General features: G+C 60.6%; 8 protein-coding genes. 3 read left to right on the top strand and 5 right to left on the bottom strand.

Annotated features, from left to right (window positions below):
- On the bottom strand, nucleotides 1-6,096 hold a 6,096-nt coding region (locus GIV35_RS01570; protein ID WP_236491360.1), incomplete at its 3' end, for a dermonecrotic toxin domain-containing protein.
- Nucleotides 6,097-6,254: 158 nt separating this feature from the next.
- Here GIV35_RS01570 and GIV35_RS01565 point away from each other — a divergent pair.
- The gene (locus GIV35_RS01565) at nucleotides 6,255-7,523 is read left to right on the top strand and encodes an Hsp70 family protein (protein WP_105225578.1); all 1,269 of its coding nucleotides are present in this window, start codon (nucleotides 6,255-6,257) and stop codon (nucleotides 7,521-7,523) included.
- A gap of 501 nt (nucleotides 7,524-8,024) precedes the next feature.
- Here GIV35_RS01565 and GIV35_RS01560 read toward each other — a convergent pair.
- From GIV35_RS01560 to GIV35_RS01550, 3 genes are all read right to left on the bottom strand, one after another.
- A complete protein-coding gene (locus GIV35_RS01560) occupies nucleotides 8,025-9,038 on the bottom strand; it encodes an AI-2E family transporter (protein ID WP_032893793.1) in 1,014 nt (337 codons plus the stop codon).
- 205 nt (nucleotides 9,039-9,243) lie between these two features.
- Nucleotides 9,244-9,543: a PsiF family protein gene (locus GIV35_RS01555; RefSeq protein ID WP_014716700.1), complete on the bottom strand. Its 300-nt coding sequence runs from the start codon at nucleotides 9,541-9,543 to the stop codon at nucleotides 9,244-9,246.
- Between the two features lie 71 nt (nucleotides 9,544-9,614).
- On the bottom strand, nucleotides 9,615-10,403 hold the full coding sequence (locus GIV35_RS01550; RefSeq protein ID WP_105225576.1) for an AraC family transcriptional regulator: 789 nt from the start codon (nucleotides 10,401-10,403) through the stop codon (nucleotides 9,615-9,617).
- A 98-nt stretch (nucleotides 10,404-10,501) separates the two neighbouring features.
- Between GIV35_RS01550 and GIV35_RS01545 the strand changes: the two genes are divergently transcribed.
- Complete coding sequence (locus GIV35_RS01545; protein WP_034125675.1) at nucleotides 10,502-11,392, top strand: DMT family transporter; 891 nt, start codon at nucleotides 10,502-10,504, stop codon at nucleotides 11,390-11,392.
- 97 nt (nucleotides 11,393-11,489) lie between these two features.
- On the top strand, nucleotides 11,490-12,020 hold the full coding sequence (locus tag GIV35_RS01540) for a ferritin-like domain-containing protein (RefSeq protein ID WP_034125674.1): 531 nt from the start codon (nucleotides 11,490-11,492) through the stop codon (nucleotides 12,018-12,020).
- A gap of 113 nt (nucleotides 12,021-12,133) precedes the next feature.
- On the opposite strand, the gene GIV35_RS01535 is transcribed toward GIV35_RS01540, so the two are convergent.
- Nucleotides 12,134-14,200, bottom strand: a complete 2,067-nt coding sequence (locus tag GIV35_RS01535; RefSeq protein WP_034125673.1) for an AsmA family protein — start codon at nucleotides 14,198-14,200, stop codon at nucleotides 12,134-12,136.
- Nucleotides 14,201-14,326 lie beyond the last annotated feature (126 nt).

The following is a 14,326-nucleotide window of genomic DNA, read 5'->3' as shown; positions in this document are numbered from 1 at the left end:
CTTCCAGACCCCATGGATATCGGGCTTGGCTACCACCCCGCTGCTGACCAGCGCCAACGGGTTCTGGGGTGCCTGCACCCGCAAAATGTAATGCTCGCCATCCCCCGCATCCGGCATGCTCGCGACAAAATACTGTTTGCCGTTGAATTCGATGGTTTGAGCCTCGGAGAGTTGCAGCTCCTGACCTACAGCCTCCACCAACACTTCAAGGTTTGCGGTCGGCATCAACGCCTGCGCCACTTCATCGCGGGACAGGGTTTGAATCAGCTGTGCTTCTTCGATTGCAAACTGCCCCTGCAGTGCTTCGGCCTCACTGTCGAACACCGCCCTGGAGATTGCACCGGACTCGAAATCGCGCAACAACGCATTCATTTGTTCGTGATGGGGTTGGTTCTGCGCCTCGAATCGCGAGCGGTATTTGTTCGCGATGTAGTCTTGCCAGAATTCCCTGGCGAGCATGGCTTGAAACTCATGCACCGAATTATCCAGACCGATCACCTTATCGTACGCAGCATCCAGCATCGCCTGGCTGACGTTGCCGAAATGGATGAACCTGGTCTGCTGCGCCTGGCCCGGCAAGTCAAGCCGCTCTTTAAGGCCGTAACGATAGGCCAGCCTGATTTCCACTTCTTCCAGAGCCCTTAGAGCGTCGGCCTTCTGCGTCGCCGTCAGATCTTCGCGGCTATTGATCGCAGTCCGGCGCTGGTCGATATCCGTAAGGGCGATTTTTTCCACTTCCTCCAGGCGGAACAAGCCCCTGGACAGCTTCACCAGCGCGGCGCCCTGAGTCGAATCCAACGCCTGGGCCTTGGCATTGCTGGTCATCAGCAGGATTTCCAGGTTACCGAAGGTCAGGGCGGCACGGTCGCAACACGTCGCCTGGCCCGCCCACTCGAACATTTCCTTGCGCAGTTGCTCCGACTCGGCGCTGTGGCTGGCAATCGCGTCGATCACCTCCCACACCCGCCGCTGCACATCTTCATATTCAGCGGACGCCACTTTCAGATCTCTGAGCATGTCGAAAAAACCGTCCGCGCCTGGCAGTGCACGCAGGGTGGACCATTGGCTTCGGCGTTGGGCAAGCAGCTGCGTTGACAACCCTCTGGCCCAGCGCTGAAACGGCGCTGAGTCGCCAGTAACGGCCTGCGGCACAGCCACCTCCAGAGTGCTGCGCACCAACCTGTTGGCCGCTCGCTCCGGGTCGGTAAGCCGACGGTTGTAATCGGCGATTCGCGCCTGAGTTTCGGCGGACAAGGGGTTCAGGCCCAGGTCAGTGACGCTGGTTACCCGCAGGGATTGCGCCAACGCCTCGTCCGAGGGGGCAATCAGCGCATCGGGCAGCGTTGAAATCCGACTGCCCCTCAGGTACACCGCATCCAGGCTGGGTTGCGCCCCCAGCCCAGTGGGAAAGGTTTCAATATGGGTGTTGCCCATCCCCAGCGAACGCAAATCCGTCATCTGGCTGAAATCCGGCGCGATATCAAGGGGGTTTGAATTGAGGATCAAGGCTCTGAGGGTGCTGCGTGACGCCAGCATCGCAGCCGACTCCGGGTTCAGGCGAATCTGGTTATTTTGCAACGACAGCCGGGTCAGGCCATGCATCTGCCCCAGCGCCGGCGGCAACTCGCGCAACTGGTTGCGTGACATGTCCAGCCAGCGTACGCCCTGATGGCGAGCGAGGAACCCCTCAGGCGAAGTCCTGAGGTTCATGTTGCTCAGCTTGAGTGAGCCTACGTGGCTGAAGTCCGCATCCAGGTCGGGCAGGCTTGGCAGCGTCAGGCCGCTGAGGTCCAGCTCCAGGCCAAAGGGCTCGCCGTCGTTGGTGAGCTGTTGCGGGGTTTCACGGCGCCAGCAGCGCATGATGCGGTTGTGCGCCAGGTTGCGATCACGCAGTGACGCAGCATCGGTGGCGCGCTCCCCCACGCGCACATAGCGCTGGCGCTCGCCGCCGCCTGAAAATGCCCACGCGTTCAACTGCCTGAGCAGCACAGAAAACTCCTGCCAGCGCCGGTCCAGCTCGGTATCGGCGCCTTCGCCCCAGCTCCAGACAAGCTCCCGGGCCTTTTGCAGGGAATACTCGGGGTACATCTGCTGCACCATTTCCAGGCGTGGGTTTCTGCTGTCAAAGGCTCCATCGAGAGCGCCTGACACAAGGTCGGGGCGTGACTGGTTCACGTCCTGCCAATACTTATCGAATGTTTCCCAGTAATCGTGCGGGAAGCGATTGCCATCAAGCAAGGTGACGTTATTGATCCGCACGATCGTTTCCAGTTGATCTGCCGGCGGAACAAGATTGTCCTGCGGTACCTGTTGCAGTCGATTGTGACGTAAGTCGACGCGCTCCAGCCCAGTCTGCGTCCTCAACCCCGAAGGCCAACGCTCGATTCGGGTGAACGATAGATTCAGCTCTCTTAAATGCGGCATACCGCCGAAATCAGGCAATGTACCCAGCGGATTTTCCGAAAGATCCAGCACTTGCAAGGCATCCAGAGCGCTCAAGCTTGCCGCGCTACGCTCGCTCAGTTTCAGTTCATTGGAGGGCAGTTTCAACGACGTGAGCTGCTTCATATCGCCGATCACCGCCGGCAGTTCGGTCAACCCGGCGTCAGTCATGCTCAGGCTCTTGATATGCGTGAAATTTTCGAGAAACAACGAGCTGGAATGCCCTTTCCATGTGAGCCCCGATAACGCCACGTCCTGGACATGACTGAAGTCGGCCTTTAGCGGCGGCAAATCCACCCAACGAATTTCGTCTTTTGAACGACGGATATTCAACTGGCTTCCGGTCTCGCGACGCCAGCAGCGTTTGATTGCATCACTCACACGCCATTCGGCGCTGTAGTACGCCAGGGCATGTGGCCCTCTGGAGCGAGCCCACGCTTTCAAGGATTTTTTCAGGTGGTGGTATTCCAGCTCACGACTGGCCAACCCGCCTGGGACATCTTCGCCCAGCGACTGAATAAACGCCGTGACTTGCTCCTCAGTGAATGATGGATACAACCGGCGTACCCGCTCTGCCGGAGAGCGAAGCACGTTAGCCGCCACCCTTGCCATATGCCGAAAGCCCGGAGCGCCGCCCATCAAGCGGACCATCGGATCGTACTCGGGCTTGCGCAGCGGGAAGTCCTCCAGCACCGTGCGCAACGCCTGGCGCGAAAGAGGGTTGCGTTGTATCGCCTGCTTCAATTCGAGCGCGCTGCCCAACCCGAGACGCTGACGCTCATCGGGCGCGAGTTGCTCCCAAATGGCGCTGTAGAAATCGCCGGGCATGGCTGCCTGGAACTCACCGCTGTCCAGCAGTATCAGGCTGCGCTTGTGCGGGAAGTCGGGGGAGCCGATGGCATCCATCAGCGTGCCCTCGGCCGAGTACTGACGCAACTCCACCCGCGAGCCACGGTGCCAGCCCGGCAGGGTTTCCAGGGTGCGCAAGGCCAGGCGCTGACTGTCGAGGTGGGTCTGAGTGTCCAGGTGCAGCCCTTCGTAGGCGCGCGCCACGCGGGTTTCCTGCGCGCACCATTGAGCCTGGGTGGCCAACCGGTCAGGCAGGCGCCCGCTGCTGCGAAAAGCGGTCAGCTCATCCACTGCGGCGCCTTGCAGCAAGCGCTCGGCGGCCAGCGTCGGCAAGGCCGGGTAGGTATCCAGCACGCGTTGCACATCGGCGTCTGGCGTTGGGTTCAACGCACGGTAACGCTCCTCCAGCAGCGGTCCTTTGAGGCTATCAACGGCATCGCCAAGGTACTGGCGCAGCTTGGCGGCGCGAACGTCCAGTGACTCTTCGGGGCTGCCGGGGAATTCCTTGAGCTGCGGGTCGACGCCTTGCAAGGTGTACAGCAACTCCCTGAGTAAACGGCCCTGGGCCATGGCGGTCTCGGTCAACACCATCACGCGCTTGGGCAATAAGGGCGACGCATCGGCGCTTTCCCACACGACCTCGCCTGTTGGGCCGATGACTTTCAGCGCTACGCCATCAGGCAGCAGGCCACGGCGTTGAAGCAGGTCAAATTGCAGTGCCGGCTCGGCCTTCTGGTAGACCAGCGGGTCGCTGCTTTTGATTTGCTCGACAAAGGTGGTCAGTTGCTGATGCAGCTCGAAGCGCTTGATGGTGTCGTCAAGCAACAGCGGCAAGGGTTCATGATCGACCGCAACCTGGCGCAGAGTGTCAGTTTCGACGCCGCTGATACGCAACGGATCCGCCTGCTCGACCAGCCCGAGGCGCTTGATCAAGGTGGGCTCGTCCCAGGTCAGCGGTTCTTCCAGCTCATGGGTCCACACCCCGTTATGGTTGTGTTCCAATTCCGGCGCGTAGGCGTCGGGGCGAGTCGGGTGCTGAATACGGTACTGGCCGCTCGGGTCTTGCTTGACCTGGTAATGCGTATCCTCGAACGACACCCATTGCTGACCCGCATGATCGTACAGGCCCAACGCATTGGGCTTGACCTCTGGCGCCGGCTTGACGGCAGATGCATAGGGCCTGAGGTCGGGGTTCCACAGCACCTGCTTGCCCGTGGGCAGCGTCACCGGTTTGAGGTGATCCACTGCGCTTTGCCATTTGACGGCGGGCAGCACCTTGGACCCCGTGGCAATGAACGCTACGTTCAGGGCTACCGATGCAAAATGCGCCCACATCTGCCGGGGCTCGCCTTGATCGTAGGCCTCGATGCCTTCAAACACTTCGTAGCACATCTGCGATGCGCCCACGGCCAACATGATCGGGCCGAGCCCCGGCACCACAAACGCGGCGAGATTGAATACGCTGACGGCCGCCTCGAAAAAGCCTTCCAGGCGTTCGAGCCGGGCCTTGCGGTCCTCGTCTTCGGTGGGCACGGCCACTGCGCGTGCATCGCTCAGGATCTTGCTGATATGCGCTTGGCGACTGCGCTGCCACAGCTCACCGGCAAGGGCGAACTCTTGCATAGGCAAGCGCGCCAACGGCGTGCGCAGCGGGTAGTCCGCACCGCCATTGCCGTTATTGGCAGGCTGGTACAGACGGTTGAACCGGGTGAAGAACCCGCCTTGTTCGCGCACCGGCACAAAGCGGCTGAAAAAGCGCCGGTACGATGCGCTGTGCAGACGGGTACGCAAGTCGGCCATGAATTCGCCACTGGACGCATACTCCTTGAGGGGCTGTTGCGGATCACCGGGGATGTACACCACCAAAGGCTCGGGGCGGTTGGTGTTTTGCCGATCAGGCCCGATCAGCAGCGGCCCCACCAATACGCAGTCGAACACGTTGAGCGCGGTGTATGTCACAGGCTTCCCGGCCAGTTTCGGCGTGGCGGAGCCCGTGACCACATTTTGGAGCATTTGGCAGGCGTCGGCACTGAGCGGCCCGGTACTTTGCAACCGGGCAATATCGATGCACAGTGCCAACTGCTCGCGTTGATGCTCTTCCAACAGCTGTTCAAGCGCCTGGCGTTCATCCGCGTCCTGGGGCTCTACAATGGCCTTGATATGCGCCTGATAAAGCGCGCCAAGGTCCAATGTGCGGCAAAGCCTGGCGAAAGCATGGGGCGTGATCGCCACCGCCTGTGCATGGACGGCCGCGAAGGTCGCAATGATGTGGGGGTTTTCTAGGTTGAAGGTGGTGATCAGTTGGCAATCGGTGCACGACGACGGCTGCTCTTCATCGGCCTCGAAATTGGCCAAGGCCGCTTCCAACAGGGAAATGCCGCGATACCTGTAGCTCAGTGACGGGTCGTTTTGCTGCTCGAAAACAAAGGCACCGTAGAAGTCATCGCGAGCACCTTTTGAGCCGTATTTGCGCACGAAAAACACATTGCGCACATCCAGTTCCAGGTTGAACTCTTTCTTGATCGCCTCTTTGAGCGGCTGTTCGGCGAAGGCCAGGACGTCTTCGATCTGGCCGAGGTGCTCTTCAATCGCATTGAGCGTTTCGCGAAAGCGCGTGTGCCGGGCAGCCAGAGTGGTTTTGTCTTGGTGAGTGGCGGCCAGGTACCAGGCAGGAATATCCATCTCGTGCGTGCCTAGCTCTTGCTGGCGTTGCGGCGAGCCTTCCATGAACCAGTTCGGCACGCGTTGTTTGAGAAAGTCGTAATGCACGCCGCGCAGGTCGGCGTTGAAGGTTGCATCAGGCATAGCGATTCGTCCGTGAGGGTAGTAAAACCCGAGCCTAACCAAGCCCCTGCCGGTTCAAGACGTAGCTATATAGCGCGAATTTACTGATCGCCGGTCTACGCATCCGCTCGCGAGTGACATACACTGCGCGGCCGTTTTTTGCCCGGAACCTGTAAGACATGAAAAACGAATCTCCAGCCCGTGCCTGCGGCATCGACTTCGGCACGTCCAACTCCACCGTCGGCTGGATCCGCCCCGGCGAGGAGACGCTGATCGCGCTGGAGGACGACAAGATCACCCTGCCGTCAGTGGTGTTCTTCAACTTCGAGGAGCGCCGCCCGGTATATGGTCGCCTGGCGCTGCACGAATACCTGGAGAACTACGAAGGCCGCCTGATGCGCTCGCTCAAGAGCCTGCTGGGTTCCAAGCTGATCAAGCACGACACCAGCGTGCTCGGCACTGCCATGCCCTTCACCGACCTGCTGGCACTGTTTATCGGCCAACTCAAGAGCCGCGCCGAAGCCAACGCCGGTCGTGAATTCGAAGAAGTGGTACTGGGCCGCCCGGTATTCTTCGTCGATGACGACCCGATGGCCGACCAGGAAGCAGAAAACACCCTGGTGGATGTGGCGCGCAAAATCGGCTTCAAGGACATCTCGTTCCAGTACGAACCGATTGCAGCGGCGTTCGACTACGAGTCGACCATCGAGAAAGAAGAGCTGGTGTTGATCGTCGACATCGGCGGTGGTACCTCCGACTTCTCCCTGGTGCGCCTGTCGCCGGCTCGTCGTCACAACGACAATCGCCAGAGCGACATCCTCGCCACCGGCGGCGTGCACATCGGCGGTACCGACTTCGACAAACAGCTCAGCCTGCAAGGCATGATGCCGCTGTTCGGCTACGGCAGCCGCATGAAGAGCGGCGCCTACATGCCCACCAGCCACCACATGAACCTGGCCACCTGGCACACCATCAACTCGGTGTACTCGCAAAAATCCCAGCTGGCGCTGGGCAGCATGCGCTACGACATCGAAGACACTGGCGGCATCGACCGCCTCTTCAAGCTGATCGAACAGCGTGCCGGGCACTGGCTGGCCATGGAAGTGGAAGAAACCAAGATCCAGCTCACCCATCAAGACAGCCGCCACGTGCCGCTGGACCGCATCGAAGCGGGCCTGAGCGTAGACCTGAGCCGCGCACTGTTCGAGTCGTCCATCGACAGCTTGCTGGAACGTGTACGCGGCAGCGTCACGCAGTTGCTCAACGACGCCTCGGTGAGCGTGGCGCAGGTGGACACGGTGTTCTTTACCGGCGGCTCCAGCGGCATCCCGGCGCTGCGCCACAGCATCTCGGGAATGCTGCCGAATGCGCGGCATGTGGAAGGCAATATCTTCGGCAGTATTGGCAGTGGTTTGGCGATTGAGGCGAGCAAGCGCTACGGTTGCTGAGTTGTAGCTGACACCGTGGCGCGCCCACTTGACGGTAACCACGATGCGAAGCGAGCCGCTTTTGATCTTGATCTGCTTTTGATCTTAGGCGCCCCGTTAAACCACGCTGGCCGGAATTCGACAGGGATTTGGGGGCCCCCAAAATCACTGGCGAATTACGGGCACACCGAGCCCAAGCGAGGTGCCGAGTGGTGGGGCAAGAGCGTTTTGCTTACTTTTGTCTGGGCCGGCATTCCGGCTTTTCGAAAGTGAGCCGCCGGTGGAACCCTAAGTGGCCGTTACCTAAATAACGGATATGTACGCGGTCAAATCCAACATCCCGGTCGGCAGTCAGGCCGCCTTCGCGAGCAAGCCCGCTCCCACAGTTTGATCGCGGGGCGTCAGATAGATAGGGGGCGGCTGTGAGGCCGTCATCGCAGGCAAGCCAGCTCCCACAGGTGATCGCATTTCAATGTGGGAGCGGGCTTGCCCGCGATGGCGTCAGCCCAGGCGACACAAGGCTTAAACCATCCCACCCAGCTTCAGCTCGCTTTTCAGATAGGCATAGTAGATCGGCCCCGCCACCACCCCCGGCAGGCCGAACGCTGCCTCAAACACCAGCATCGCCAACAACAACTCCCATGACTTGGCACTGATCTGCCCGCCGACGATTCGCGCGTTGAGGAAGTACTCGACCTTGTGGATCACGATCAAATACCCCAGTGCCGCCACCGCCACCCAGATCGACAGCGACAGCGCCACGATGGTGATCAGCGTGTTGGAGATCAGGTTGCCAATCACTGGCAGCAGACCGAGCAGGAAGGTCAGCACGATCAGGGTCTTGGTCAACGGCAGGTGAATGCCACATAACGGCAGCACCACTGCCAGGAACACCGCGGTGAAGGCGGTGTTGAGCGCGGCGATCTTGATCTGGGCGAACACGATATTGCGAAACGCCTGGACCAGCAGGTGCAGGCGGTCGAACAGCGCGGCGGCCAAGGGTTTGCGCTTGGTCAGGTCGGGCACGCGCTGCAAGGCGATGATCGCACCCAGCACCATGCCGATCAGCAAGGTGACGAACATGTGGGCGGCGTCTTTGCCGACCAGTTGCAGTTCGCTCAGGTGCTTGCTCAGCCAATCGCCAATGGCCACGCGAAACTCCGCGGCGCTGGCGGGCAAATAGGCGTCGATGAACGGCGGCAACTGGCCGCGCGCGCGATCAACCACACCCATGAACTTGTCCAGCGAAGCCCCGGGGTTTTCGGCTTCGTGGAGCAGGAAGCTGATGGCGCCGGCGAAGATCAATGCCAACACGCTGACGATCAGAGTGCCCAGCAAAGCCACCGCCAGCCAACGCGCGCGCCGGCCTTCGATCAGGCGTTGCAGTTGAGGGGTGAGCATGTTGACCAGTTCATAGACCAACAGGCCGGCCAGCAGGCTGGGCAGCAATTTCAGCGGCAGTACCAGCAGCAACCCGCCGAAAATGATGATGTAGCTGGACAGCAACAACACATGACGCTGAGAAAACGTTGGCATACAGCCTCAAAACAAACGGCGTTGAAGGATGGGCAGTCTGCCAGCCTTGGAAGAATCAAGCGAGAGCGGGTGTTGTGAATACGATCAAGTGTGGGAGCTGGCTTGCCTGCGATGCGTGCACCTCGGTGTATCCGTCATACCGAGGCGACGCAATCGCAGGCAAGCCAGCTCCCACAGGGGTTCTGCAGCATTCGTGAACTCGCGATCAGCCCTTGAGGCAGGTGCTCATGAATGTCTTACGCGCATCACCGGTCAACGCCTTGGTTTTCGCCGACGCATTGCAGTCTTTCATCTTCTGCTGCTGCGGGGTCAGGGTCTTGGCGTCATTGGCGGCAGGTGCCGACAGGCAGGTCTTCATGAAGGCCTTACGGTCATCGCCCTTGAGCGTCTTGGTGGTGGCCTCGGCATTGCAGGTGGTCATTTTGTTCTGCTGGGCAGTGGCGGCAAAACCCTGGGCACACATCAGCAGGCCCATCATCAACAACGGAATACGCAGCATCTTCATGGAGTTTTCTCCCTGTTACCGTGCCGACGGGCACGGCCTACAGCGCAGTGTAGTCAAAACCTGTTACAACTTCACCGGCCACGAATATTCGCCCGCCGGTATTGCTCCGGCGTGCAGCCGGCGTGGCGTTGGAACATGGCGATAAACGCCGAGGCGGTGCTGTAGCCCAGATCAAACGCCACGTGTTGCACACTGCGGTCGCTGTCCAGCGCCTCGATGGCCGCCAGGTAGCGCAGGCGCTGGCGCCATTCGCCAAAGCTCATGCCCAGCTCGCGCACAAACTGGCGCGCCAGGGTGCGCTCGCTCACATGCACCTGCTCGGCCCATTGCGCCAGTGGCCGGTTGTCTCCCGGCTCTGCCTGCATGCCCTCCAAGACCCCAAGCAATCCCGGGTGGCGGGCGTAGGGCAGGAAGCAGTCGTGGACCGGCGCCTGCCTGAGCTGGTCCACCAGCACCTGGGCCAGGCGGATGTCGGCGTCGGTGCGCGGTGCATTGACATCGCGCAGGGCGAAATCCTTGAGGATCGCCTTGAGAATGTCGCTGATCGCCAGGGTGCAAGGCTGCTGCGGCAACTGCTCGCACAGCTGCGGCGCCAGCCCTACGGAGTGGTAGACAATCGCCTCGGCATTGTAGGAGCTGTGCTCGGTTTGCGGCGGCACCCACACCGCGTATTGCGGTGGCGACATGAAGCGATTGCCCGCCACTTCCATGCGCATCACACCGCTGGCCGAGTAATCCAGCGAGCCCCAGGTGTGCTGGTGCGGGGTGCATTCGGTGTCCGGGGCAAAATCGGAATACCGAAAGTACACCGGGCTTGGCAGGCGGGCGAAATCGGGCAGGCGTACGGTGTGTCGGGACATATTGTCTGGATTCAACGCTCAGTTGTCTGGATCGCAGTATAAGCTTCGATCCAGACAGAGGATAATCCTGCCTCGTCAACACACTGGGTTTCTTTTCAATGCAATACGCGTATCCGCTGCTGGCTATCTTTATCTGGGCCGGCAACACCGTGGTCAACAAATTGGCCGTGGGCTCTATCTTCCCGGCTGAAATCGGCTTTTACCGCTGGCTGTTCGCTGCGTTGCTGTTCACGCCGTTCATGCTCAAGCCGGTGATCGCCCACTGGCCGCAGATCCGCCCCAACCTGGGCAAGATCTTTATCCTCGGCGTACTCGGCATGGCGGTGTATCAAAGCCTGGCCTACTACGCCGCAACGCTGACCAGTGCCACCAACATGGGCATCATCCTCTCGCTGATGCCACTGATGGCGTTGACCGCCGCGATTATCAGCCTCGGCCAACGCCTGACCTTTGGCGCGCTGACCGGCGCGGTGCTGTCGTTCGCAGGCGTGGTAGTGGTCGTGTCGGCCGGCAGCCTGGGCGCGTTGCTGCAACATGGAGTCAACCTGGGCGACGGCATGATGCTGGTGGCGACCCTGGCTTATGCGGTCTACAGCACCCTGCTGAAAAAATGGCAACTGCGCCTGCCGCCGTTGGTGCTGCTGTATTTGCAGGTGCTGGTCGCGGTGGTGGTGCTGCTGCCGCTGTATCTGTTCTCGGCCAAGGCCGGTTTGGGCTGGGCGAATATTCCGCTGGTGCTATATGCCTGCCTGCTGGCTTCAATGCTGGCACCGCTGGCGTGGATGCACTCGGTCAAGACCCTGGGGCCAAGCCGTACCACACTGTTTTTCAACCTGCTGCCGTTGATTACCGCGCTGATTGCAGCCGTGGTGCTGAAGGAAGAGTTGGCGCTGTATCACCTGGTGGGGGGCTTGCTGACCCTGGGTGGAGTAATTCTGTCAGAGCGTTGGACCACACCGGTCAGACGCCCTCAGGACACATCCTGTTAAATCCGATAAAACTTTTCGCCTGGCCCGGGACTCACAACCAATAGCGATCACGCCGGCAGAGCGTGGCGTACAACCGGATTAGCCCCAGGAGATTGAAATGACTGAAGCACGATTGACTGACGTTGCAACCCTGCGCAGCCGCGCCCGCCAGAACGTCGAAAACGGCGCCGTGACCGAAGGCTATGACGCCGACCGTGAAGAAATCATCCGCCTGCTCAACGAGTCGCTGGCCACCGAACTGGTCTGCGTGTTGCGCTACAAGCGTCACTACTTCATGGCCAACGGCCTCAAGGCCAGCGTGGCTGCCGATGAGTTCCTGGAACATGCGACCCAGGAAGCCGAGCACGCTGACAAACTGGCCGAGCGTATCGTGCAACTGGGCGGCGAGCCGGAGTTCAACCCCGACCTGCTGTCGAAAAACTCCCATGCGCAATACGTGGCGGGCAACACCTTGAAGGAAATGGTCTACGAAGACCTGGTGGCCGAGCGGATCGCGGTAGACAGCTACCGCGAGATCATCCAGTACATCGGTGACAAAGACCCGACTACCCGTCGCATCTTCGAAGACATCCTGGCTCAGGAAGAAGAACACGCCGACGATATGGCGGATATTCTGCAGGATCTGTAATAACTAACACCGCAACATACCCCTGTGGGAGCGGGCTTGCCCGCGATAGCGTGGGATCAGTTGATAAATCATTGACTGATACTCCGCTATCGCGGGCAAGCCCGCTCCCACAGTTACTTCACGGTCTTGGGCGCCTTGCCTTCCTTCATCTGTTGCAGCAACGGTGCGCACTCATTGGGCTCGCCACCGCTTGGGGCAACCAAGGCGAGCAAGCCAGCGGCAGGCCCGGCGATCACGCCGAGGGCGACCATGCCCGCACCGCGTAGCGCCAACGGAATGGCTTTCACGCCAGCATTGGGCTTGATGAAAGGCCCATTGACGTAGAGCGGTGAACGCAGGGAGAACAGGCGAAAGCCCTTGGATTCCGGCGTGATGGTCAGGTCCAACTGCTCGGTGGCCATATTCGCGGTGCCGTCGATGTAGATGATCGCGTTCTCGGTATCGAACACAAATAGCCGCGTGGTCGCCAGGCCCGTCTTGATGCCGAAATCCGCCGCTGCGCAGTTGATCTTCACTTCCTCGTCGCCGAACAGGCGGCCCACCACGTAGTTGCCCACGTTGAGCCCGGCGATTTCCATCAGGCTTCGGCTGATGGCGCCATCGTTGATGAGCATCTTCAGGTCACCGTTGGACGTGCCCAACAGTGCCGCCACCGAGTTGCCGCGCCCGGAAATATCGGCATCGCCGTTGAGTTCACCGAAGCTGGTCTTCATCGGTTCGAAAGTCGGGAACAGCTGCTTGAGCTTGAAGTTGCGCGCCGTCAGCTTGGCGCGGCCCTCCATCGGCGTAGTGCGGCCGTTCAAGCGAATCTGCGCATCGAGCTTCCCACCGGCCACGCCAAAGCGCAGGGGTTCAAGGCTCAGTTGGCCGTCGTTGAGCACCAGGTGGGTGTAGAGGTCGGTAAAGGGCAAGTCGGCACTGTGCACGATGCGCTTGCCGGTGAACTCCACATCGGCATCCATCTCGCGCCAGCGTTCGGTGCGGAACTCTTCAACCGGCAGCACTTTGGTCGCCGGTTGCTTGCTTTCACCGCCACGGGCTTTTTGCTCGGCATTGGAATCTGCGCCAATCAGCGGCGCCAGGTCATCCATCAGCAGTTGGTTGGACACCAGCGCGCCGCTGAGCTTGGGCCGTGGCTGGCTGGCAACATAGGCCAGGTCGCCGTGGATGTCGCTGTTGCCGATCTTGCCGTTGAAGTTCTCGTAGCGAAAGGAGGCGCCACTGGCCTCATGCAGTTTGGCGATCAGGTGGCCGTCGGTGGAATAGGCCGGCGAATCCGGCAGGGTCACGCCGGTCAGCGGATACAGGTTGCCCAGGCTGCTGCCCGAAAGCTTCAGGCGCAGGTCCAGGGCACCGAGGTTCAGCGGGTCGGTCAGGGTGCCGGCCAGGGCGATGCTGGTGTCCGCGATCTTGACCTGGGCTTGCAGCGGGAACGGCTTGGCCGCGTCCTGCAAGGCCAGCAAGCCACCGATCTTGCCCGTGCCCGCGAGCTTCTGGCCATGGTACTGGCCTTTGACCTTGAGGCCGAACGCGTAGTCCTGGGGCGCCGAGCCTTTTTCCAGGGCCTTTTTGGCATCGGCATCGCCGACGATTTCACCGAAGGGAATCGGCTTGCCCAGCGGATCGATGATCACATCCAACTGGGTCTTGAGGCTTTGATCGTCAAGGGTCACATGGCCTTTGTCGAAGCCGATGGCGCCAATATCCACCACCCAATTGGACGGTTCGGCGTTGGGGTCCTTGGGGTCGAACTTGAACGTCCAGTTGGCGCGGCCATCAGCCAGGCGCTGCAACTGGGCACTGGGTTCGGTGAGGTCGATGCGCGGGATCACCACACGCTGCACCAGCAAGGCCAGGGGCGAAATGCGCAGCTCAACCTTCTTGAGCGTGACCATTTGCGGTTGTTTCGACCAATCGGGGTTACCCAGGGTCAGGTCTTCGGCAATCACATGGGGCCACGGCACCCAGGCACGCCAGCCACCTTCATCGGGCTCACGCTGCCACACCACGGCGAGGTTGCCGTTGATGGCGAACGGACGATGCAGTTCTTCGGAGACCTTGGCATTGAGGGGCGGCTTGATGCGGTTCCAGTCGAAGAACACCAACACCAGTACCACGATGGCAATCAACAGAACGAAGCTGGCGCAGCTCCAAGCGAGAATTTTACGAGTGCGCGTCATTGCACAGGACTCCTGAATACGACTGGCTGGGCAACAGCCTTTTAAACAGCTTATAGGACTACGACTGGCAAAGTGCCTGGGGGTTTAACGCAACCGCGGATTTAACCGAAAAAAGCGATTTTCCTG

Source organism: Pseudomonas sp. PA-1-6B (genome assembly GCF_021609545.1).
GTDB classification, from domain to species: domain Bacteria; phylum Pseudomonadota; class Gammaproteobacteria; order Pseudomonadales; family Pseudomonadaceae; genus Aquipseudomonas; species Aquipseudomonas fluorescens_BV.
The sequence above is the reverse complement of the archived record's forward strand: the minus strand, read 5'-3'. Positions and strand labels throughout refer to the sequence as shown.